Annotated in this window: 20 protein-coding genes and 1 riboswitch; of the genes, 13 read left to right on the top strand and 7 right to left on the bottom strand. The window is 62.6% G+C overall.

Annotation, left to right across the window (positions count from 1 at the left end; all coding sequences use genetic code 11):
* Positions 1-42 precede the first annotated feature (42 nt).
* Positions 43-155: riboswitch (glycine riboswitch) on the top strand.
* Between the two features lie 42 nt (positions 156-197).
* On the top strand, positions 198-1,451 hold the full coding sequence (locus tag HV773_RS25445; RefSeq protein WP_175197060.1) for a D-amino acid dehydrogenase: 1,254 nt from the start codon (positions 198-200) through the stop codon (positions 1,449-1,451).
* A gap of 68 nt (positions 1,452-1,519) precedes the next feature.
* On the opposite strand, the gene HV773_RS25440 is transcribed toward HV773_RS25445, so the two are convergent.
* On the bottom strand, positions 1,520-2,470 hold the full coding sequence (locus tag HV773_RS25440; protein WP_175197059.1) for a LysR family transcriptional regulator: 951 nt from the start codon (positions 2,468-2,470) through the stop codon (positions 1,520-1,522).
* A gap of 175 nt (positions 2,471-2,645) precedes the next feature.
* Between HV773_RS25440 and speB the strand changes: the two genes are divergently transcribed.
* From speB to betA, 4 genes are all read left to right on the top strand, one after another.
* Entirely contained in the window at positions 2,646-3,620 is a 975-nt protein-coding gene (gene speB, locus HV773_RS25435) for an agmatinase (RefSeq protein WP_175197058.1), read from the top strand.
* Between the two features lie 96 nt (positions 3,621-3,716).
* A complete protein-coding gene (locus HV773_RS25430) occupies positions 3,717-5,231 on the top strand; it encodes an aldehyde dehydrogenase family protein (RefSeq protein ID WP_175197057.1) in 1,515 nt (504 codons plus the stop codon).
* A 72-nt stretch (positions 5,232-5,303) separates the two neighbouring features.
* Positions 5,304-6,836 (top strand): purine-cytosine permease family protein, encoded by a 1,533-nt coding sequence (locus tag HV773_RS25425; protein WP_175197056.1) that lies wholly within the window; start codon positions 5,304-5,306, stop codon positions 6,834-6,836.
* A gap of 35 nt (positions 6,837-6,871) precedes the next feature.
* Positions 6,872-8,584, top strand: a complete 1,713-nt coding sequence (betA, locus tag HV773_RS25420) for a choline dehydrogenase (RefSeq protein ID WP_175197055.1) — start codon at positions 6,872-6,874, stop codon at positions 8,582-8,584.
* Positions 8,585-8,690: 106 nt separating this feature from the next.
* On the opposite strand, the gene HV773_RS25415 is transcribed toward betA, so the two are convergent.
* Positions 8,691-9,674, bottom strand: coding sequence for a quinone oxidoreductase family protein (locus HV773_RS25415; protein WP_175197054.1), 984 nt, complete (start codon positions 9,672-9,674; stop codon positions 8,691-8,693).
* Between the two features lie 32 nt (positions 9,675-9,706).
* A complete protein-coding gene (locus HV773_RS25410; RefSeq protein WP_175197053.1) occupies positions 9,707-10,765 on the bottom strand; it encodes a beta-keto acid cleavage family enzyme in 1,059 nt (352 codons plus the stop codon).
* Positions 10,766-11,051: 286 nt separating this feature from the next.
* On the opposite strand from HV773_RS25410, the gene HV773_RS25405 reads away from it, so the two are divergent.
* The 6 genes from HV773_RS25405 (at position 11,052) to HV773_RS25380 (ending at position 17,178) form a co-directional block, all read left to right on the top strand.
* The gene (locus tag HV773_RS25405) at positions 11,052-12,173 is read left to right on the top strand and encodes a porin (protein ID WP_175197052.1); all 1,122 of its coding nucleotides are present in this window, start codon (positions 11,052-11,054) and stop codon (positions 12,171-12,173) included.
* 28 nt (positions 12,174-12,201) lie between these two features.
* Positions 12,202-12,576, top strand: coding sequence for a BON domain-containing protein (locus tag HV773_RS25400; protein ID WP_377729159.1), 375 nt, complete (start codon positions 12,202-12,204; stop codon positions 12,574-12,576).
* A gap of 196 nt (positions 12,577-12,772) precedes the next feature.
* Entirely contained in the window at positions 12,773-13,618 is an 846-nt protein-coding gene (locus HV773_RS25395; protein ID WP_377729161.1) for a TauD/TfdA dioxygenase family protein, read from the top strand.
* A gap of 88 nt (positions 13,619-13,706) precedes the next feature.
* Positions 13,707-14,465, top strand: a complete 759-nt coding sequence (locus HV773_RS25390) for a GntR family transcriptional regulator (RefSeq protein ID WP_246282391.1) — start codon at positions 13,707-13,709, stop codon at positions 14,463-14,465.
* A gap of 36 nt (positions 14,466-14,501) precedes the next feature.
* Positions 14,502-15,797, top strand: coding sequence for an MFS transporter (locus HV773_RS25385; RefSeq protein WP_217481939.1), 1,296 nt, complete (start codon positions 14,502-14,504; stop codon positions 15,795-15,797).
* Between the two features lie 34 nt (positions 15,798-15,831).
* Positions 15,832-17,178, top strand: coding sequence for an MFS transporter (locus HV773_RS25380; RefSeq protein WP_175197050.1), 1,347 nt, complete (start codon positions 15,832-15,834; stop codon positions 17,176-17,178).
* A 26-nt stretch (positions 17,179-17,204) separates the two neighbouring features.
* Here the strand turns inward: HV773_RS25380 and HV773_RS25375 are convergent, their stop codons facing one another.
* The 4 genes from HV773_RS25375 to HV773_RS25360 all read right to left on the bottom strand — a co-directional run bounded on the left by HV773_RS25375 (position 17,205) and on the right by HV773_RS25360 (position 20,193).
* The gene (locus HV773_RS25375) at positions 17,205-18,029 is read right to left on the bottom strand and encodes a GntR family transcriptional regulator (RefSeq protein ID WP_175197049.1); all 825 of its coding nucleotides are present in this window, start codon (positions 18,027-18,029) and stop codon (positions 17,205-17,207) included.
* A gap of 197 nt (positions 18,030-18,226) precedes the next feature.
* On the bottom strand, positions 18,227-19,276 hold the full coding sequence (locus HV773_RS25370) for an aldo/keto reductase (RefSeq protein WP_175197048.1): 1,050 nt from the start codon (positions 19,274-19,276) through the stop codon (positions 18,227-18,229).
* A complete protein-coding gene (locus HV773_RS25365; protein ID WP_175197047.1) occupies positions 19,273-19,638 on the bottom strand; it encodes a TIGR04076 family protein in 366 nt (121 codons plus the stop codon). Before HV773_RS25365 ends, HV773_RS25370 begins: the two co-directional genes overlap by 4 nt.
* A gap of 18 nt (positions 19,639-19,656) precedes the next feature.
* Positions 19,657-20,193 carry a cupin domain-containing protein gene (locus tag HV773_RS25360; RefSeq protein WP_175197046.1) on the bottom strand — a complete coding sequence of 179 codons (537 nt, stop codon included), beginning with the start codon at positions 20,191-20,193 and terminating at the stop codon, positions 19,657-19,659.
* Positions 20,194-20,427: 234 nt separating this feature from the next.
* Here HV773_RS25360 and HV773_RS25355 point away from each other — a divergent pair, with 234 nt between their 5' ends.
* Positions 20,428-20,712 (top strand): DUF3311 domain-containing protein, encoded by a 285-nt coding sequence (locus HV773_RS25355; RefSeq protein WP_217481938.1) that lies wholly within the window; start codon positions 20,428-20,430, stop codon positions 20,710-20,712.
* A complete protein-coding gene (locus tag HV773_RS25350) occupies positions 20,709-22,220 on the top strand; it encodes a sodium:solute symporter family protein (RefSeq protein WP_175197045.1) in 1,512 nt (503 codons plus the stop codon). The genes HV773_RS25355 and HV773_RS25350 overlap by 4 nt, the downstream gene beginning before the upstream one ends.
* Positions 22,221-22,222 lie beyond the last annotated feature (2 nt).

Raw genomic sequence — 22,222 nt, 5'->3', positions numbered from 1 at the left:
GGAGCAACCGCCCCGGAAACTCTCAGGCACAAGGACCCTGCAGCGAGAACATCTGGAGAGCGGCGCGCACGCGCCCACCGAAGGAGATTTCCGTGCCGGCGCGTCCAGCGCCGGCACGGAAAGAAACTCTCAGGTACATGGACAGATGGGGCACAGGTGTCGGAAACGACAGTGCTCAATCTAATCTGGACCATGTCATGTCACGAATCGCCATTATTGGCGCCGGGATTACCGGCGTCACGACCGCTTACGCCCTCGCAAAGCGCGGTTTTCGCGTTACCGTGTTCGAACGCCACCGCTATAGCGCGATGGAGACTTCGTTCGCGAACGGCGGTCAACTCTCCGCATGCAACGCCGAAGTCTGGAACAGCACCGCCACCGTTCTCAAAGGCCTGCGCTGGATGCTCACGCGCGACGCGCCTCTGCTGGTGAATCCGCTGCCGGGCTGGCACAAATACTCGTGGATGGCCGAGTTCCTGCGGCAGATTCCGAACTATCGGGCGAACACGCTAGAAACGGTGCGCCTCGCCATCGCGGCCCGCGAGCACTTGTTCGAGACCGCGCGCAAGGAGGGGATCGAATTCGATCTGGAGCAGCGCGGCATCCTGCATATCTTCAGGGACCGCAAGAGCTTCGACGCTTCCTCGAAGGTCAATGCCATTTTGACCGAAGGCGGTCTCGATCGCAGGCCTGTGACGGCGGCCGAGATCCGGCAGATCGAGCCGACGCTGGACGGAGCGTTTTTCGGCGGCTTTTTCACGCCCTCGGATTCGACCGGCGACATCCACAAGTTCACGCGCGGACTGACGCAGGCGTGCGTGCGGCATGGCGTGGAGTTTCGCCACGACACGCAGATCACGGCGATCCGGCGCGATTCGGATGGCGCTTTTACCGTATCGGCTGCAGAGCAGGGTGCTTCGGATAACGAAAGGTTCGACCGCATCGTCGTTTGCGCTGGCGTCAACAGCCGCGTATTCGCGTCGATGCTGGGCGACCACGTGAACGTTTATCCGGTGAAGGGCTATTCGATCACGGTTTGCCTCGACGACGAAACGAGCCAGCGCGCGGCGCCGTGGGTCAGCCTGCTAGATGAAAGCGCCAAGATCGTCACGAGCCGGCTGGGGGCCGACCGGTTCCGCGTGGCCGGCACGGCCGAGATCAATGGCTTTAACCGGGACATTCGCGCGGACCGTGTCGCGCCGCTTGTCGAGTGGACGCGGCGGCTGTTCCCGCAGGTCAGTACCTCGCGCGTGATCCCATGGGCGGGACTGCGGCCCATGCTGCCGAGCATGCTGCCGAAGGTCGGCCGGGGACGCATGCCGGGCGTGTTCTACAACACCGGGCACGGGCACCTCGGCTGGACTTTGTCGGCGGTAACAGCGGAGAACGTCGCCGCGTTGATCGAAGGCATGGCGGACAGTGCCCAGGGCGTTCGCTTCGCCACCTCCTGAGCGCAGCGCCATAGCGGCATTCCACTGCAGCACACCATGGCCGCCCGCGTGAGCACGCGGGCGTACGCCTATTTGCGGCGTGCGGGCCGCTTTTCAGTTGCGGCTTCGCCCGCGTGTTCATGCTGCCAGGCTTCCTGCAGGTCCACCATAAAGGCCTGCAAAATCGAGGGGACGGCGGCTGCCCGGCGCGTCGCCGCGCAAAAGGGCGACTGCATGCCGAACTGCTCGGGACCAATGCGCCGCATCTCGTCGCGTTGGACCCAGCGCGCCGCGTAATGGTTAGGCAGGAATCCTATATACGCGCCCGAGAGAATCAGGATCGCCTGCGCCTCGACGTTGTCGACGGTCGCCGCGGCCTTGCTCGCACTCAGCATCTTCAGGTCGTGCTGTTGCAGGTAGCCGCGCGCGGCAATGCGGCTCGTGGCGATGGCTTCGGTCTGAATGCCGTTATCCCGAGCACCTTCAAAGAGCGGATTCCCTTTGCCGCAATAGAGCCCGTCGGGCTCTAGATAGAGCTCGGTGTAGGTGAGACCCGGCACGTGGATCGGGAAGTGGCCGATCGCGACATGGAGCCGGCCGTCGAGCACGCGCTCTTCGAGTTCCGCCGGCGTGCCGACGTAGACGTCGACATGCACGTCGTCGCCGCGCGAGACGAACTTCTGCAAGGCCCGCGGCAGCGGCGAGGCGCTGTCCGTCACCGTGTTGTCGATGATCCCAAGATAGAGCCTGCCCGCGATGTGCTGCTTGAGCGCATCCGTGTCCATGCAGAACGCCTCCACGGCCACCTGCAGGCGCTGGGCCGCCTCATAGGTCGCGAGCCCGTGCTCGGTCAGGCGAAAGCCGCCGCGGCCGCGCTCGCACAGCTTGAGGCCGAGGCGCGTTTCGAGCGTGGTCATCTGCTCGCTGATGGTCGACTGGCTTACGTTCAGGGTGGCTTGGGCCGCGGAGAAGCCGCCACAGCGCACGACATGCATGAAAACCCTGAGTAGTTTGAGATCGACGTCCTGCAGTTGCATCATTGCCCGCGTTCTCCATGATCGCTTGCTTCGGATATTCCGATATGAACATCTGATACCCGGGATTTTTGGTCAAAAATAATACCGACATAGTGTCTCAAAGCGGCGGCCCGACATAAACCGGGTCGTTCACCGATTACCGACTGGATTAGCCAGCGGATCACACACGGAGACACTCATGCCGGGCAATACGTATGAAAGCGGGCGGCTGGACTTGCCGTTCGTGGGACATTGCACCTTCGCGAAATCGCCGGTCTGCCTCGACTGGGACCGTATCGACGCCGATGTGGCGATTCTTGGCGCCCCCAACGACATGGGCACGCAATGGCGCTCGGGCGCGCGCTTCGGGCCGCGCAGCATCCGCGAAGCGTCTACGCTGTTCTCGTTCGGCCATGCGGGTGCTTACGACCACGAAGACGACGCGCTGTATCTGACGCGCGACCAGGTCCGCATGGTGGACGTGGGCGACGCCGACATTGTCCATACCGACATGGCCGCGAGCAACGCCAACATCGAAAGCGCGGTGCGCAAGATTCTCGAGAACGGCGCGATGCCCATCACGCTGGGCGGCGATCATTCGATTCACGCACCCGTGATTCAGGCGTTCGAAGGCCGCGGCCCCATTCACATCGTGCACTTCGACGCGCATCTGGACTTCGTCGACGAGCGCCATGGCGTGCGCTATGGGCACGGCAATCCGCTGCGGCGTGCCTCGGAAATGCAGCATATCAGCGGCATGACGCAACTCGGCATCCGCAATGTTTCTTCGTCGAATCGCAGCGACTACGATGCGGCACGCGCAGCGGGCTCGGACATTATGTCGGTGCGCGATGTGCGCCGGCTCGGCACGCAAGGCGTGCTCGAACGCATTCCCGAGGGCCGCGCCTACTACATCACGATCGACATCGACGGCTTCGACCCGTCCATCGCGCCGGGCACGGGCACGCCGAGCCACGGCGGCTTCACCTACTACGAGGTGCTGGAAATCATCCAGGGGCTTGCGCGCCGCAGTCACGGCAACGTCGTGGGCATGGACCTCGTCGAGGTGGCCCCGGCCTACGATCCGGCGGGCGTCACGCCGATTCTCGCGGCGCAACTGCTGCTGAATTCCATCGGCTTCATTTTTCACGCGCGCAGCCAGCGGTCGCGCTAAGGCATCGACGGCATCTGCAGCCTTTGCGCCGGCAACGGCACCCAACATGAAAGCGCGATGCGCCCGCACGGCGCCGCGCAATATCAGGAGACAACGATGGACTCCATCGTACGAAACTATCTGGAGCAGTTCGGCGTGCGCGAGGAGACGCGGCGCTTTCTCGAGCAGCCGCAGCGCATGTTGATTGGCGGGGCGTTCGTTGCGGGCGGCGAGGGCGAGGGGCTCGACGTGATCGAGCCCTCCACCGAAGGCGTCATCACGCAGATTCCGCTCGCCACGACCGGCGACCTCGATCGCGCGGTCGCGGCGGCGCGCGCGCAATTCGATGGCGGCGCGTGGCGGCGTCTGAAGCCGCTCGAACGCGAGCGCCTGCTGCACCGCCTCGCCGATCTCGTCGAGGCCCACGCCGACGAACTCGCCGAGATCGAATCCATCGACGTCGGCAAGTCGGTGGCGAATGCGCGCGACGTGGACATCCAGGGCACCATCGATACGTATCGCTATTTCGCGGGCTGGGCTTCCAAGCTGCACGGTCGCACCGTCGAGCCTTCGCTGCCGGGCCACTACCTCGCCTATACGCGCAAGGAGCCGGTGGGCGTGGTCGGCATCATCGTGCCGTGGAATTTTCCGCTGCAAACCCTGGCGTGGAAGCTCGCTGCCGCGCTCGCGGTGGGCTGCACGGCGGTGATCAAGCCCGCGGAACTGACCTCGCTCTCGACCTTGCGCTTCGCGCAGCTCGTGCAGGAGGCCGGCATTCCCGATGGCGTGGTGAACGTTGTGACCGGGCGCGGCGACGTGATTGGCGCGGCGATGGCGCGCCACCCCGGCATCGACAAAGTGACGTTCACCGGCTCGACGGCGGTGGGGCGCGACGTCGGCAGTGCGGCGGTCGACGGCGTCAAGCGCGTCACGCTGGAACTGGGCGGCAAGTCCCCGGTGCTCGTGCTCGACGACGCGGACGTCGAGGCCGCCGCACGCGCGGTGGCCAATGGCATGTTCTTCAACTCGGGGCAGGTGTGCGACGCCGGTAGCCGCCTCTACGTGCAGCGCGGCGTGCACGAGCGCTTTCTCGCCGCGCTGATCGACTACACGCGCACGCTCAAGATCGCGCCGGGTCTCGATCGCGACTGCTTCATCAGCCCGCTGGTTTCGGCGCAGCAGAAGGCGCGCGTGACGTCATGGATCGAGACAGGCCGGCGCGAAGGCGCGGAACTCGTGTATGGCGGGCGCAATGTGGAAGGCTCGGGTTATTTCGTTCAACCGACGATTTTCGCGCATTGCCGCCCGGACATGCGGATCGTGAAGGAGGAGATCTTCGGCCCCGTGCTCGTGAGCGCGCCGTTCGACGATTTGAACGAGGCGGTCGCGCTCGCCAACGATACGCCCTATGGACTTGCCGCCGCGATCTATTCGCGCGATCTGAACCGCGTGCATGCGCTGGTGCCGAAGCTGCGCGCAGGCAGCGTCTACGTGAACGCGCACAGCACGATCGATCCGGCGATGCCGTTCGGCGGCTTCAAGGCGTCGGGCTTCGGCAAGGACCTCGGCTCCGAGCAACTCGACTCGCTGATGGAGACAAAAGCCGTCTGGATCACGCTGAACGACGCATAGGGCGGCGTCTCCCTGACGTCTTACCGGGATTTATCTTTACGCAGCATCGTCCATTACGACATGGGGCACACGATGGAAGCACACGACAGAGTCGCAGCAACGATCGCAGCACCAGCGGCCGCCGCCGGCGAGCATGGCGCGATCGAGGGGCATTCGATCGATTTCATTCCGGAGAGCGAGCGCACCGACCGGCTATCGCGCCAGGGACCGTTCTGGTTTCTCGGCAACTTCACGTTCTTCACGATGACGATTGGCTTCGTCGGGCCGAGCGTCGGGCTGAGTGCGCTATGGACAACGGTCGCGGGCACACTGGGCATCATGTTCGGTACGTTGTTCATGGCGTTTCACGGCTCGCAGGGCCCGCATCTGGGTCTGCCGCAGATGATCCAGTCGCGCGCGCAATTCGGCTATCGCGGCGTGGTGCTCGTGCTGCTCGCCACGTTGTTTGTGTTCGCGGGCTTTAACATCGTGAACCTCGTGCTGATGATGCAAGGGCTCAAGGCGCTGTTCGGCTGGGACCCGCTCAAGGTGGCGCTCGTCGTCACCGTGCCTGCGGCGCTTCTGGCGATTCTCGGCCACGACTGGATGCATCGCAGCTTCAAGTGGGCGCTGTATCTCTCGCTACCGCTGTATGGCCTCGTCACACTGGCGGTGCTCATGCACTGGGTGCCCGATCTGCCGCTGCCGGCGGCGCTGCCCGGCACGCCGCCGCCCGCGCCGCTTGGCTTCACCTTGACTGGGTTCATCACGCAGTTTGCCGCTGCCGCGAGCTACAACATCGCCTACGCGCCCTATGTGTCCGACTATTCGCGCTATCTGCCGAAGAACACGCCGAGCGGCCGGCTGATCGCCGCCGTATTCCTCGGGGCCTCGCTCTCGGGTGCGTGGATGATCGCAGTGGGCGGCTGGCTCGGCGACCACCTGCATGCCACCGACGTGCTGGTGGCGCTCAACCAGGTGGGCAGCGATCTGTCGCCGCGCCTCGGGAGCGTGGTGGTGGCGGTCACAATCGTGGCGTTCCTTCCCGTGATTGCGATGAATATTTACAGCGCGAAGCTCACGGCGATCACCGGCCTCGATTCGTTCAGGAAGATCGAGCCTACGCCCCGTGTGCGCGTGCTGGCGATTCTCTTTGTCGTGGTGCTGCAGCTTGGCGTCGCGCTCAGCATCTATTCGTCGGGCAAGGGGCTCTCGGTCCTGAACATCTATCTCGTCGTAATGCTTTACTTCCTCGTGCCTTGGACAGCCGTCAACCTCACGGACTACTTCTTCGTGCGCAAGGGCCGTTATGCCATCCCGCACTTCTTCCTGCCGCATAACAACATCTACGGTATGTGGGGCGCGCGCGGTTTGATGTCGTATGCGATTGGCTTCGCTGCAATGGTTCCGTTCTTCTGCATCTTCGACGGCGCCAACGAAGTCTATGTCGGCCCGTTCGCACGGGCGATGGGTAGCGTGGACCTCGCGTGGCTGGTCGGGTTGTTCGTCTCGGGCATCGCGTATTACCTGCTGAGCCGCTCGCTCGATCTGCGCGGCGAGGAAGCGCTTATCTCGCACATCGAAAAGACCATGCCTCAGTACACCACCGGCGAACAGCGCTTCTAAAGCTAATTGTCAGGATAACGAATCAGGAATTCATCATGGAAAGCCGGGAATACGACTACATCATCGTGGGTGCGGGATCGGCGGGTTGCGTGCTGGCCAACCGCCTCACCGAGAATCCATCCGTGAGCGTGCTGGTGCTCGAGTACGGCGGCAGCGACCGCAGCATCATCATCCAGATGCCGAGCGCCTTTTCAATGCCGATGAACACGCGCAAGTTCAACTGGAAATATCAGACCGCGCCGGAGCCGCATCTGAACGGACGCCAACTGCATTGCCCGCGCGGCAAGGTGCTGGGCGGATCGTCGTCGATCAACGGCCTGGTCTATATTCGCGGCCATGCTTACGACTTCGACGAATGGGAGGAGCTGGGCGCGCGCGGCTGGGGCTACCGCAACTGCCTGCCGTACTTCCGCCGGGCCGAAACCTACAAGTTCGGTGGCGACGAGTATCGCGGATCGAATGGGCCGCTCTCCACCAACAACGGCAATAACATGAAAAACCCGTTGTACGGCGCATGGATCGAAGCGGGCGTGCAAGCGGGCTACATCCAGACGGACGACTGCAACGGACACATGCAGGAAGGCTTCGGCGCGATGCACATGACGGTGAAGGACGGCGTGCGCTGGTCCACCGCGAATGCCTATCTGCGCCCCGCAATGAACCGTCCCAATCTGCACGTGGTCACGAATGCGATGACGCGGCAGGTGATCGTCGAAGGCAAGCGCGCGGTCGGTGTGGTCTACGACCGGGGCGGCGTCACGCACACGGCGCGCTGCCGCGCCGAAGTGCTGATTTCATCGGGGCCGATCGGCTCGCCGCATCTGCTGCAGCGCTCGGGCATCGGACCCGCGGACGCATTGCGCGCGGCGGGCGTGGAAGTCAAGCACGCGCTGCCCGGCGTTGGCATGAATCTGCAAGATCATGCCGAGATCTACATCCAGTACGGCTGCAAGGAACCGGTCACGCTCAACGGCCAGATGGACCCCTGGCACAAGTTCCTGATCGGTTTGCGCTGGTTGTTGTTCAAGGATGGCCTTGGCGCCAGTAACCATTTCGAGGCCGGCGGTTTCATCCGTTCCGAGGCCGGGCTGCGCTGGCCGGATATCCAGTTCCATTTTTTGCCTGCCGCGATGCGCTACGACGGCGACAAGCCGTTCAAGGGGCACGGCTTCATGGTGCTCACCGGCCCGAACAAGCCCAAAAGCCGGGGTCACGTACGGCTCACGTCGGGGGACCCCTACGTGCACCCGGAAATCCGCTTTAATTATCTGGACCGCGAAGAGGACCGCGAGGGCTTCCGGCGCTGCGTGCGGCTCACGCGCGAGATCATCGGGCAGCCGGCGATGGACCGCTTCCGCGATGTCGAGCTCGCGCCCGGCCCCGGCGTGCAGACCGACGACGAGATCGACGCGTTCGTGCGGGCGAATCTGGAAAGCACGATGCATCCGTGCGGCTCATGCCGGATGGGCGAGGACGACATGGCCGTAGTTGACTCCGAGTTGCGGGTGCGTGGCATGACGGGCCTGCGCGTGATCGACTCGTCGGTGTTCCCGACCGAGCCCAACGGCAACCTCAACGCGCCGACCATCATGCTCGCCGAGCGCGCATCCGATCTCGTGCGCGGCAAGCCGATGCTGCCTCCATCGAATGCCGAGGTGGGGCTCGCCGAAGGCTGGGAGACGCAGCAGCGTACGCGTGCGCCCAAGCGGCCGATGTATCGCGCGGAGTACAGCGATACGCATTCGTAAGGACGACGAACCGCGGGACCTGACGATCGAGGCAAGGCCGCCGCGTTCCAGGCCGGCGACGGGCGTCCTTGCATCGACCCTGGGGTTCGCGGTTCAGGAATAACCGTCACTCCACCACGAAAATGGAGGAGCCCGTGGTTTTTCTTGCTTCGAGGTCCCGATGCGCCTGCACCGCATCCCGCAACGCATATCGCTGGTTGATCTCGATGCGAATGCGGCCGGCCGCCACGTGGCCGAATAGCTCGTCGACCAGTTCCGCCTTTTCGGCCGGATCGGCGATGTAATCGGCGAGTCCTGGGCGAGTCATGTACACCGAGCCCTTGCGCGCCAGAATCTGCGGATCGAATGGCGGAATCTTGCCAGATGCGGTGCCGACGCAGACCATCAGGCCGCGGCGTTTGAGCGAGTCGAGCGAGGACATGAAGGTGTCTTTGCCGACGCTGTCGAAGACCACCGACACGCCCACGCCGCCCGTCAATTCCCGCACGCGTTTGGCCACATCTTCGTGGCTGTAGTTGATCGTGTGATCGCAGCCGTGGGCGCGCGCGACTTCGGCCTTGGCGTCGGTGGAAACGGTGCCGATCACCGTTAGCCCGAGCAGTTTGGCCCACTGCGAAACGATCAGGCCAACCCCGCCTGCGGCCGCGTGCAGCAGCACGGCGTCGCCGGCCTTGAAAGGGTAGATGCGGCGCACCAGGTAGGCGGCGGACAGGCCTCGCATGGTCATGGCCGCCGCCGTTTCGCAACTGATGGCCTGCGGCAGCTTGATCAACAGGTCGGCGGAAATCAGCCGCTCCGTGCTGTAGGCGCCCAGCGTGTTGATAAAGCCCGTATAGCTCACACGGTCGCCGACCGCGAGATGGGTCACGCCAGCGCCGATGGCCTCGACCACGCCTGCGGCCTCATTGCCGAGGCCGGCAGGCAGCGGGACCACATACGTACCGCCGCGAAAGTACGTATCGGCAAAGTTCAGACCCACCGCCACGTGGCGGATGCGTACTTCGCCCGGTCCCGGCTCTCTCACGTCCACGTCTTCGAAACGCAGAACCTCGGGACCGCCCGTTTCGTAGAACTTGACGGCTGTTGCCATGATGTCTCCTGTTCCGTGTGTTCTTGAAGGCTTCAGTCCGGCTTGCGCAGGAAGCCCTGGTTGCCGCCGTTGCGGTTGGGCGCGAAGCCATTGGCCTGAAGCGTCTCTTCGGCCGTGTCGTAGAACACGCCGATTTTCATGATTTCGCGTGCTTGTTGCGCTGTCGCGATGGGGCGGCCGAGTTCGCCGGCGATACGCACCAATTGCTTGATCTGCTCGACTGAGCTCATCTTGCCCGTGCGCTTCTGGTTCCAGAGCACATCCTCGATGCCGCAGCGCACGTGAAGACCCAGCGCGATCCCGATCACATTCACGGGCAGCACATTGAGCACCGAACTTTCCACCGTGACCACCGCGCCATCGGGCACCGCACGCAGCATGTTGGCGAGGTTGAAGATGTTCGCCTGATCCATGCCGCCGCTGATCGCCACCCAGTTCATCACCAACGGTCCTTTGTAGACACCACGCCGGATCATCCGCTCGATCGTCTCAAAGCTGTTGATGTTGTAGACCTGAAACTCGCTCTGGATTCCGGCCGCCGACAGTCGCCGAATGTGTTCCTCGGCCCAGCTGGGATTCGAAGGAACGATCATGTCCTTGTAGGTGGCGTAGAGATTCGGGAATCCACGCGAAACACCCTTGAAATCGTCGATCCCGGCGTGCTCCGTCACATTCATTTGGGTTGTGTTGACGGTCACCGTCACCTGGTCGGGCTTGGGATCGAGTTCGGCCAGCATGTGGCGCGTGTCGTCGCTAAGCCATTTGGCGGATTCGCCTTCGGACTCGGGCGCGAAGCTGATCGAGCCGCCCACCTGAATGACCATTTCAGGCACCCGCTCGCGCACCCCGGCGATCAACTCATTGAACATGGACAGGCGCTTGCTGCCTTTGCCGTCCGGTTCGCGCACGTGCAGATGCAGCACGGTCGCGCCCGCTTCATAGCAATCCACCGCCTTCTGGATCTGCTCCTCCATCGTGACAGGGATGTCCTCCGGAAAGTCCGAGGGAATCCAGCCCGGCGCATAGGGCGCGGCGGTGATGATCAAAGGCTGCTGGTTCTCGGGATACAGGTGGCCGTCAAGGAAGTTCATGGTGATGGAGCTCCGGGTGAGATGGGAAATCGTCAGAACGTTGGGTCTCGCAGGACGAGCGCGACAGTTGCGAGGTCACTGTGGGTCGGAGTGTATCCCTCGAAAACAATAATGTCGACATAAATATCAAAAGGAGACTTGTTGCCAGGAAGCCACGTCTTGCACTGTCTACCGGTCGACTCGGTATAAACATTAATGTCGACATCATTAAATTTAGATGATGATCGGCGTCGTCAGCAACCGGTCGGGCTTGCCCGGTCATCACAAAAAGGCAGAGGAGACGTCAATGAAATTGAAGTGGCACGGTGCAGCGGTGCTCGCGGTATTCGCCAGCACGTCGCATGCGCAATCGTCGGTCACGTTGTACGGCGCGATTGATTCGGGACTTTTTTATCAAAGCACGTCCGCGTCGTCGTTCGCGCCGAACGCGCGCAACAACGGGCATGTGTTCGGGGTCAAGGACGGCAGCCTCTACGGGAGCTTTTGGGGTATCAAGGGGACCGAAGACATCGGCAACGGCTACAAGGTCAACTTCAGATTGCAGGGCGTGTTCAACAGCAGCAACGGCAAGCTCGGACTGGCCGACACGACGGGGGCGACCGCGGTGTTCAACCAGCAGGCAACGGTTGGCGTCTCCGGGCCGTTCGGCACCTTCGACGCCGGACGGCAGTACACGCCCATGATCTATGCGATGGCCGATACCGACGTCCGTGCGGCGGAATACTTCGGCAGCATCCTCGGGGCTTGGCTCGGGCTGAACCAGGCCGCTGGCTGGCCCGGAACGAACACGAACGTGCCGATCGGCGCGCTGTACGACAGCAACGCGCTGGTCTACCAGTCGCCGAAGTTCCATGGCGCGTCGGCCGCGCTCGAGTACGCACCGGGCGGAGTGCCGGGCCAGATTCAGGGCGGCACGCGCGAATCGGCGGTGCTCAAGTACTCGAACTACGGCCTCAATTTGTCCGCCGTCTACTACAACGCCCACGACACGAACCTCGCGGCAGCCAACCCGACGGGGCTCGACAACAATCGCTTCTACTATTTCGGCGCGAAGTACACGTTTCGGGGGATATCGGTGTCGGCGTCATACGGCATTGGCAAAAATCCTTCGAACACAAAACTATCGGATTACGAAATGATATCCGGAGGTCTCGGCTATCAGTTCACCCCGGCCTTCAGGATCACGTCCGGTTTCTATTACCTGAAGGACCGCAACAACTCGGCGAACCACTCGAGTGAATATGCAGTGGGCGCGGATTACAGCCTGTCCAAGCGGACGATCATCTCCGCGCAGGTCGGATATGTCGCGAACCGCGGCGCCATGAACCAGACGATCATGTACGGCCAACCCGTCGCACCGGGCGTCTCGACCACGGCAGCGATGATTGGTCTGCGCCATAGCTTTTGATGACTTGACCGCGAAAAGGAGAACCACCATGAAGATGATGAACGGACTCAGGGCGGCGCTCGGCGTCGCGATCGCAGCGGTGTTGATCAGCGCCTGGGCACAGGAGGGGACGCCGGCAGGCGCATCGTCGGGCGCGGCGCTCAACGCATCTGGCGGCACGACAGCCAGGACCGCACGCCAGGCAAATCGCGCGCTAAAGCGCAAGGTGTACGCAGCGCTCGCGAAGCACAAGGAGATTGATGCGGGCGACATCGGCGTCACCGCGAAAGGAGGCGCCGTGGCGATCAGCGGAACCGTTTCGGACGCTTCGCAGATCAACACCGTTGTCGAGATCGTGAAGGGCGTCGCGGGTGTGACCTCGGTGACGAGCAAGCTCACGGTGCAGCGTCCATTCGGTCAGTAGGGAGCCGGAACTACCCGGGTTGATACGCACGCGTTCCAGCCAATTTATGTCGACATAAATAAATATTGCTGCTATCTTGTTCAGCAACAAGGGCAAAAAACTTCACGGTTTCGCGGGGCAAACCGGCCTCCCGGCACGTGGCCGCGACCGCGGGGGTTTGGGTGAAATCCCCGCCAGATATAAGGAGACATCGTTCATGATTAAAGTAGAAAGATTGACCGCGTCCATTGGCGCCGAGGTGGCTGGCGTAAGCCTGGGCGACGCATCGCGGGATGCGGCGCTGTTTGCGGAAGTCAAGGCGCTGTTGCTCAAGCACCGGGTCCTGTTTTTCCGGGACCAGGATCTCTCGCGCGAGGAGCATGTCGCGTTTGCGAGCAGATTCGGAAAACTCGAGGATCATCCCGTTGCGGGAAGCGATCCGGAACACCCGGGGCTCGTGCGCATCTATCGGTCGGAAGCCAAAAACCCTTACGAGAACAATTACCATACCGACGGGCTTTGGCGGCCTAACCCATCCATGGGGGCCGTGCTCCGCTGTGTCGAGTGCCCGGAAGTGGGCGGCGACACCATCTGGGTCAACATGGTCGAGGCTTATAAGCAGCTCCCCGAAGAAGTCAAAAAGCGCATTGAGGGATTGAGAGCGAAAAGCAGCATTGAACACTCGTTTGGCGCGGCAATGGATCCCGAAGAACGAAGGAAACTCGCGGCGCAGAATCCGGAGGTGGAGCATCCTGTCGTGCGTACGCACCCGGAAACTGGCGAGAAGATCCTGTACGTCAGTAGCTTCACAACGCATTTCGTCAACTACCACACCGCCGACAACGTGCGTTACGGCCTGGACAAGACGCCAGGCGCGAGCCTTCTGCTGAATTATCTGCAAAGCCAGGCATCGATCCCGGAGTATCAGGTGCGTTTCCGTTGGAAGCCGAACAGTGTTGCGGTGTGGGACAACCGCTCCACGCAGCACTATGCGGTCATGGATTACTGGCCGGCGCCTCGCAAAATGGAGCGAGCGGGCATTGAGGGCGACAGGCCATATTGAGCAATTTGTGTGTATCTACGCCATGGCCCGAAACAGAACCCCAAACCTCCCCGACCTTTCCACGCTTCTCACGCCGAAAAATTCCCTGATGCTGGCCGTCGAGCGGGCGGTGTTGCGCGGTCAGGATGGCGTATACGCCGCAGCGCCGATTGCACAGCAGATTGCCGTCCGGCTGGCTGGAGTCATTACGCTGGACCTGGTGAAAGCGGGGCAGCGCTTGCTGGAGAACGATATCAGCGAAGTGCTGCAAGTCAGCCGCGCTCCAGTGCGCGAAGCGATGCGCATGCTCGAGCGGGACCGCTTGATCGAGTTTCAGGCCAGACGCGGGGCGATCGTGACGGCCCCCGACGAGGACGAGCTTAGGGATATTTTCCGCGTGCGCAGCGTGCTTTACATCACGATGCTCGAACAGGTGGCGCGCGAAAGCCCGGCCGGGTTCGAAGCGTTGCTGACCATGCATATGCCCAGACTAACCAGGGCAGCCGCAGAGTCTGCCGACGCCTACGCAGTAGAAAGCTTTCTTCTGAATTTCGCCACGGTGAGTTTGTGCGGAAACCGGCTCCTGGTCGACCTTCTGCATTCACTCTCATTGCGAATCCTGCGTTATGTCCGACTGGGATTCGTGGCTGCGCCTCAGTCGATCTTCGCGTCGTTAAGTGACTGGAATGATCTGCACAGGGCTGCGGTCAAGCGGGACAACCAACAACTGCTTTGCCTTGCGGCCTCGCGTCTGGATACCGCCAGGGACGCTGCGATACGCGCAATTGCCGGATTGCCGGCTGAAAGCGGGCGCGTTGTGCGCGAAAGACCGAGCCTCCCTGAGCGTTTGCACGTGCCTTTCAACTAATGCCGTAATAAATAATTCACGGCCGGAGGAGACAAAATGACTCTTTATACAGCTAACTCAGTAGCGGCTGAGTCAAGTACGGTTGGCCGTAATGCGCGGGCCTACGCGTGGGTGGTATTTGCATTGATGTTTTGTCTCTTGCTATCCGACTACATGTCGCGGCAGGCGCTCAATGCCTTGTTTCCGATATTGAAAGTTCAGTGGCAGCTTTCTGACACTCAGCTCGGTTCGATCAGCGGCGTGGTGCCGTTGGCGGTCGGCGTGCTGACCCTCCCGTTTTCGCTGATTGCGGACCGCTGGGGACGTGTCAAAAGCATCGCCCTGATGGCTGCGCTCTGGAGTCTTGCCACGCTTGGGTGTGCGATGGCGAGCAGCTACCACGAGATGCTTGTCGCGCGCATTTTCGTGGGTGTTGGCGAGGCGGCGTACGGAAGTGTCGGACTCGCGATGCTCATGAGCATCTTCCCGAGGAAACTGCGCTCGACCGTTGCCGGCGGCTTTACCTCTGCTGCTGCTTTTGGGTCGGTGCTCGGCGTTTCGATTTCCGGCATCATTGCGACCCGCTTTGGCTGGCGTTTTTCGATGGCGCTAATGGCGATTCTCGGTTTTGCACTGGTGATTATTTATTGCTTTGCAGTGACGGAAAAGAGGCTCGCTCATGCACATCCGGTCGAGGCGAAAGCAATGTCCGAGCATGAACAGGTGAAACTGACGCCCCGAGCGCTGTTTGCCGGACTGTTTCCTTCGCGCTCGGTTTTTTGCGCGTACCTCGGCAGTGCACTGCAGATCTTCATCCAGGGCACGCTTTTCGTGTGGCTGCCCAGCTACCTGAATCGCTACTGGGGCATGCCGGTCGGCAAGGCGGCCGTGGCGGCGGCGGGCCTTGTCCTTGTCAGCGGCCTGGGACAGTTTCTGTGCGGTGTGGTGACCGACCGGATCAGCGGCGACTCTTCGCTCAAGCGCTGGAACATGGCGATTGCTTATTGCCTCATGCTGGGCATTCTGCTGGCAATCGCATTCCGGTTGCCGCCGGGCAATCTGCAGTTCGCACTCCTCGCACCTGCAGTGTTATTTCTCGCCAGTTCGTTCGGCACCTGTAGCGCAATCATTGCTGGGGCGACGCCGCCGGGTATCCATGGGTCGGCATTTGCAACGCTCACGCTTTTCAACAATATCCTGGGTCTCGCTGCGGGTCCGTTTGTCACGGGTGTGGTAGCGGATGCGGTGGGGCTGCAAGGCGCATTGCGCTGGCTTCCGCTCGCGGCCGTTCTGCCGCTTACGGTGTACCTCATTGGCCGGCGGTGCCATATCGCGGAAGCACGACGCGGGTAGGCGTCGCGTATTTCATCAATCTCGAGAGACAAACATGAACGTGATACCCAATGACTCCGAGGCCGCCAGCAACAGCGGCTATCTGGCGAGCAGGCCGCAGGTCTGGTTTGCCTTTGCGATGACCTTCGCACTCATGTTCTTCGATTTTATCGACCGCCAGGTAATCGTTTCGCTATTTCCTCACATCAAGAGCGAATGGCATCTGAGCGACAAGCAACTGGGCTCGCTGGTCTCGGTCGTCTCGATCGTGGTGGGCGCGGGGGGATTGCCGGTAGCGCTGGTGGCGGACCGCATGGGCCGGGTAAAGAGCATCGTGGTCATGGCCGTCACCTGGAGCCTGGCGACGATCTCATGTATGTTCACGGCCAACTTCAGCCAATTGTTCATGGCGCGCGCGGTGGTTGGGCTGGGTGAAACCGGCTATGGTTCGGTGGGTGTCGCCTTGATCTCGACACTGTTTCCCAAGTCCTTGCGCAGTGCCGCGCTCGGCGCATTCTATGCCGCTCCATCGCTGGGCTCGGTGCTGGGCGTCGTGCTGGGCGGGATGATCGCGGCCAGGTGGGGCTGGAAAGCCGCCTTTGGGGTGGTCGGTGTACCGGGGCTCGTGCTGGCGTTGTTCTATCTGCTGGTGCGCGACTACAAGACGGTAGCGCTAACGCCGGACTCGAATCCGGAGAGCCAGCCGCTGGGGGAGACGCTCAAGCGCATCTTCGGCGCGCTGGCGCGCACGCGCACGCTGCTGTGGGTGTGCGCTGGCGCGTCGGCTCAACTGATCACCGTGTCGGCCATGTGGTCGTGGCTGCCCAGCTACCTGAACCGCTTTCACGGCATGACCCCGGAGGCCGCGGGCAAGGCAGCGGCGGTGGTGGTATTGGTCGGCGCCTTTAGCTGCACGCTCTGGGGCTTTGTGGTGGGGCGCCTGACACGTCGCAATCCGCGCAACAAGTTGCCCGCGCTCTCCGTGCTATGCCTCGTCACGTCTGTGATCTTCGTAGCGGCGTTCGGCGGCACTTACACGGCCGCTATTCAGTTCAAGCTGATCGTGCTTGGCGGCTTTTTCATGAACTGCACCGTCGGCGTGGTTGCGGGCGTCGCCATGGACGTCGTTCACCCCGGCGTGCGCTCCACCGGCGCCGCCGTGCTTTCCCTGTTCCAAAACGTGTTTGGCCTGGCCGTGGGTCCAGTCCTCGCGGGGGCCTTATCGGACCGCTGGGGTTTGCAGCACGCGCTCACCTTCATTCCACTGTGCAGCGTATTGGCCGCGGGCTTTTTTGTCGTTGCAATGCGCAGTTACGACATTGACGCGGCCAAAATCTCCGATGTCCAACTGGATGCGGCGCCCGCCCTTGCCGATACCGTGGGCACCGGTACTGCGGCCTGAGCCAAGGTATTACCCAAGAGAGCCGCCTATTGCGCAGGAACGGCTTTCCCCTTGGCAAGCGGGGTTTTTGAAGCACGCGTGCTTCGGCCGCCAGCCGATCTTGCGGCAATCGCACTAACAGCCGCATCCCGTGCCTCGTCCAGGCGCGAGGCGGCTAGACCCAGCAGTAGCTCGCTGTCTCGCTTGACGGCGGCCTTCTGAAGCGCGCGCCAGACTTTCAGGGATGCGCGCATCGATTGAGGCGCCGCCACCAGTCCCAGCCGGACATAACGGAACGTGCGCAACGAGATGGAGTGCAGGATATCGACCAGCAGCCGGTTATTGCACAGACTGATGGTGGCGAAATTCAACTGGAAGCTTTCCACGGCATAGGCGTCCACCGATTCGTCGGCCGCCTTGGCTAGCCTCGGTACATATTCGGTCAACAATGCCTCGAGCTCCGAGGGATTCTCGCGTGCGACCTGTTCGAGCATCGTGATGTAAAGGACGCTGCGCACGCGGAAAATATCCCGAAGCTCGTTCTCGTCGGGCGCCGTCACGATCGCCCCGCGCCGGGCCTGAAACTCCACCAGGCGATCCCGCTCGAGTATGCGCAGCGCTTCGCGAACGGGCGCGCGGCTCACGTGCAACACTTCGCTGATATCCGCTTCCAGCAGGCGTTGCCCGGATTTCACCAAATCAAGCGTAATGACCCCGGCCAGCCGGGCAGCGATCTGCTCCGCAATCGGCACCGATGCGGCCGCCCAATCCTGCCCGCGCAGTACAGCTCGCTCGACGGCCAGCATGAGTGAATTCTTTGGCGTAAGAAGTGCGGAAAGATCGGGCAGGTTTTGTGTTTTATTTCGGGCCATGGCGCAAAGCGGAAGCGATATTCGTCGAATTTACCCACCCGGCATTATAGTCGGCGGCATAGTAGTGTCGACAAAAATTTCCTGGCGCTCCGTCTGGATACAGCAGGCAAGCTCCACGCAAGCGCTTCGGCATGCTGATCAATCGGCGCCGCGAGCTGCTGCGGGCGGCGCGTACCGCCCCAGACGCAGCCGAGCGCCTAGCCCTTGTTCAACTCATACTTCATGATCCGGCCGTGACGTCCGTGGATGTCACGCTCGAGCCCATACACATCGCCTTCGAGCCCCGGGCTCCGCGCATGGATCGCAGCAATCGCGCGCCAGTCTTCGTCGTCGAGGGAGACGCCGAACACGCGGGTGTGCTCGGCAAGGTGATCGCCGCGGCGCACGCCGACGATCGCCGCTGCTACGTTATCCTGATCAAGCACCCAGCGGGTTGCAATAGTCGCGATCGATACACCGTGCTTCAGCGCGATCTTGTCGAGCGTTTGCAGGAGTGCCTGGAACAGGTCCCACCCGCCAAAGTCATCGATGATCAGTTTGTATTTGACGAGCGAGCGGTTCGCGATCTCAACGGGCTCGGCCACGCCGAGCCAGCGCTTCGACAGGAAGCCGCCGGCCACGGTGCCATAGCACAGCAAGCGGATGCCATGCTCTCGTGCGTACTGGGCGAGTTGCCGCGCGGGCCGCTGGTCGAGCAGCGAGTACTGCACCTGCATGCTGACAAGCGCAATGCCGGCATCCACGAGTTGCGCGGTACGCGCGGTGTCGAAATTGGTCGCGGCAAGGCGATCGATCTTGCCGGCTTGCTGTAGATCCTTGAGCCAGCCGGCAACCTCCAGATAACGTGGCGCCGAATAATCCCACCAATGAAACTGCACCAGGTCGAGCCGATCCGTGTGCAGCCGCGCGAGAGAACGGTCGATGATCTGCTCGACCTGCTCGCGGTCGATGGTCGCCAGCAGCGACAGGTCGGGCACGAACTTGGTGTGCACCTTCAGCTTCTGCAAACTGGCCGTGCCGTGGCGCTGCTGATAGTCGCGGCGAAACGCGCCGATCATCTCCTCGACGCCGGTGTAGATGTCTGCGCAATCGAACGCGGTGATGCCTGCCTCGTAGTAAGCGGCCATGTCGTCGCGTGCGCCGGCCTGGTCGACATCGCCGTGATCGCCCGCCAGTTGCCAGCCCCCCTTGATCAGTCTCGAGATCGAATAGCCGGGCGCGAGTTCGGTAGTCTGAATCTGGGTCATGGGTTTTCCTCGTTGCTCAGCCTGACCGCGGTGGTATCCGCGTGTTTGAACTTGCGGGTGCCGACACGGGATATCCGGAAGCGCGACGGGCAGTTCGGATCGGGGCAGGCGACCTCGGCGTCGGTCGACATCCAGTCGCTCGGGTCGGTGCTGCGCTGCTTGGCGGGCAAGAGCGGCAGCAGTGCCGCGAGCGAGTAAAGCGAAAAACCCTGGCCGGGCGGCAGATGCAGCATCTCTCCGCGCAGCTCGAAAAAGTCGCCGACCTTCGCGCCGCAGTACAGCTTCGCGCCCTCGGGGGCGACCACTTCGACGCGCAGGTCGTACAGATTGAATTCGCCGGATGGCGAGTCGGCTTGAGACATGACGTTAGGTCCGATCGATCAGGGGTTGGGGGGCGTTACCGACAGGATGATTTCGGTCGCCGACGCCGACGCATTGCGGTACCGGTGAGGCAGGCGAGCGTCGAAAGAAACGCTTTCTCCGGCCGCGATCGTGTAGTCGACGCCGTCGATTTGCGCGATCAGGCTGCCGGCGATGACGTACACGCATTCGGACGAGGGATGGCCGCGCGGCTCGTCGGCGGACATTTCGCCGGGCTGCAGCACCGCGCGCAGCACTTCGAGCTGGCCGTTGCCAGGCGTCAGGCGTTCGTAGCTGACGCGGCCTTGCGGGGCGATCAGCATCGAGCGGTTGCCGGGACGGCTGATCGACACCGACGACACCGTCGCCGCCGCGAATAGCGACGACACCGATTCGCCGAACACGGCTGCGAGACGCCGCATGGTGTCGAGACTCGGATCGGTGACCGATCGCTCGATCTGACTCAGCAGCGTGGCCGACACGTCCGCCTGCGCCGCGAGTTGGCGCAATGACATGCCGTGCAGCGTGCGCAATTCCTTAAGGCGTTCGCCGATCATCTTTTCACCTCGATGCTGTGTAGTGCCGTCTTACGGTTATGTGCAGTCTAAGTGCACACAAACCTGACGTCAACGTTGCTGGTGAAATTCTTATGGCTCCAACCATAACCCCTATTCATAGGGGTAAACATATCCTGTAGCACGCGGGTTTTGTTTTTTTCTGCTTGCGGTTTGTGCATTACCAGTAGACACTTCGCGCAGTGTTGTGCAGTAAAACTCTACATGGGGTATGTGATGAGTCAGATGCAGATAACGGCCGTTCCGGCGCGTCGCACCTATCGCTGGCTGCTGGCCATCCCGTTCATCTGGCAGGCCGGCCTGGCGCCTGCGATCAACGATGTCGCGTGGACGCCGTTCGGCTTGCCTTTTCCAATGTTGTGGCAGATGGCCGGCATCGTGCTGACCAGCGCGGTCATCGCGCTCGTGTTCCGCCTCGATCGTAGCCGGGGCGTCGAGGACGAAGAGGCGGCATTCATCGCGGCGACATCCGCTGCCCAGCTGACGGAGGATGCCCAATGAAACTGGCCATCGTCCTGGCTATCCTGCTAGCCACTGTGAGCGGCGCGCTCTGCTACGGCCGCGTGACGCGCAAAGGCCATACGCTGGCCGACTGGGCAGTCGGTGGCCGCAGCCTCGGCACCCTGATTTTCTGGTTCATGAATGCCGGCGAGGTCTACACGACCTTTGCGGTGCTCGGCATTTCGGGCTATGCGTGGGCGCTTGGCGCACCCGCGTATCTCGCGTTCTGTTCGGTGTCGCTCAGTTACGCGCTCGGCTATTGGCTGATGCCGAAGATCTGGCGGGCCGGGCGCGCACGGCGGCTCGTGACCCAGGCGGACTTCTTTGCGGCACGCTACGACGCGCGCTGGCTCGGCGTCCTGACTGGCGTGATTGGCATTGCGTCGCTCATCGTCTATGTGCAAATCCAGCTCGTCAGCCTCGGGCTGATCGTGCAGTTGACGCTCGACGGACTCGTCTCGACGCAGACCGCGACCATCATCGCCGGCCTGCTGATGGTGGCCTTCGTGTTCGTTGCCGGCGTGCGCTCGGCGGCGTTCGCGGCCGGCGTCAAGGACGTGCTGATGATCGCGGTCGTGGTGCTGTTGTGCGCGACGGTGGCGAGCAAAGTCGGTGCGTTGTCGATCGCCGATATCTTCAGGCGCGCGGAGCAGTTGCATCCGGGCATCGGCCGGCTGCCGGGACTCGATCACACTTCGCCGACCACCGCCATCTGGCTGCTGACGTCGTCGCTGAACATCGCGCTTGGCAACTGGGTGTTCCCGCACTTGTTCCAGATCTCCTATACCTCGGCGAGCGGCACCGCGATCCGCCGCAACGCGATCTGGCAACCGCTTTATTCGCTCGCGTACTTCTGCATCATCCTGCTCGGCTTCGCGGCGCTGCTTGCCGGTACCAAGCCGCCTGGCAACAACCTGAACGCCGCCTTGCTGCAATTCGTTTCCGATCACTATTCGGCGCCCGTCGTCGGCTTTGTCGCGGGCACCGGCTTTCTGCTCGCGCTGGCCCCCGGCGCGTTGCTGTTGCTGACCGCCGGTTCGATCTTCACCCGCAACGTGGTCGGGCCGTTTCGCGAGCGGCTCGACGAGCGGACGTCCCTGCGCCTGTCGCGCTTCTCGCTAGTGGCATTCGCGGCGATCGCGGTGTGGCTGTCGATCAGCCAGAAGGGCTCGCTCGTGAAGATCCTGCTCGATGCCTATTCGGCAATCGGCATGCTGGCGCCCGGTGTGTTCCTCGGCTTCCTGTGGCGGCGCACGACGGCGCTGGGCGTACTCGCGGGGCTCGTCGCCGGCTTCGTCGCACTGCTCGCGCCGTTCGCCGCGCAGTTCTGGTCCAGCGCCGTGCCGCAATGGGAGCCAGGGCTGATCGCGATGGCGATCAATGCTGTGGTGACCTTCGGTGTGAGCTTGCTGACGCCGCAGCCGTCGCACAGCGCGGTGCGGGTGGCGTTCCCGTCCGCCGGCTCGTCCGCCCAGGCCGTGAACGGGCTCAACGCAACGCAACCGTGAGC

Origin of the sequence: Paraburkholderia caffeinitolerans, from assembly GCF_902859945.1 — a bacterium.
GTDB classification, from domain to species: domain Bacteria; phylum Pseudomonadota; class Gammaproteobacteria; order Burkholderiales; family Burkholderiaceae; genus Paraburkholderia; species Paraburkholderia caffeinitolerans.
The sequence above is the reverse complement of the archived record's forward strand: the minus strand, read 5'-3'. Positions and strand labels throughout refer to the sequence as shown.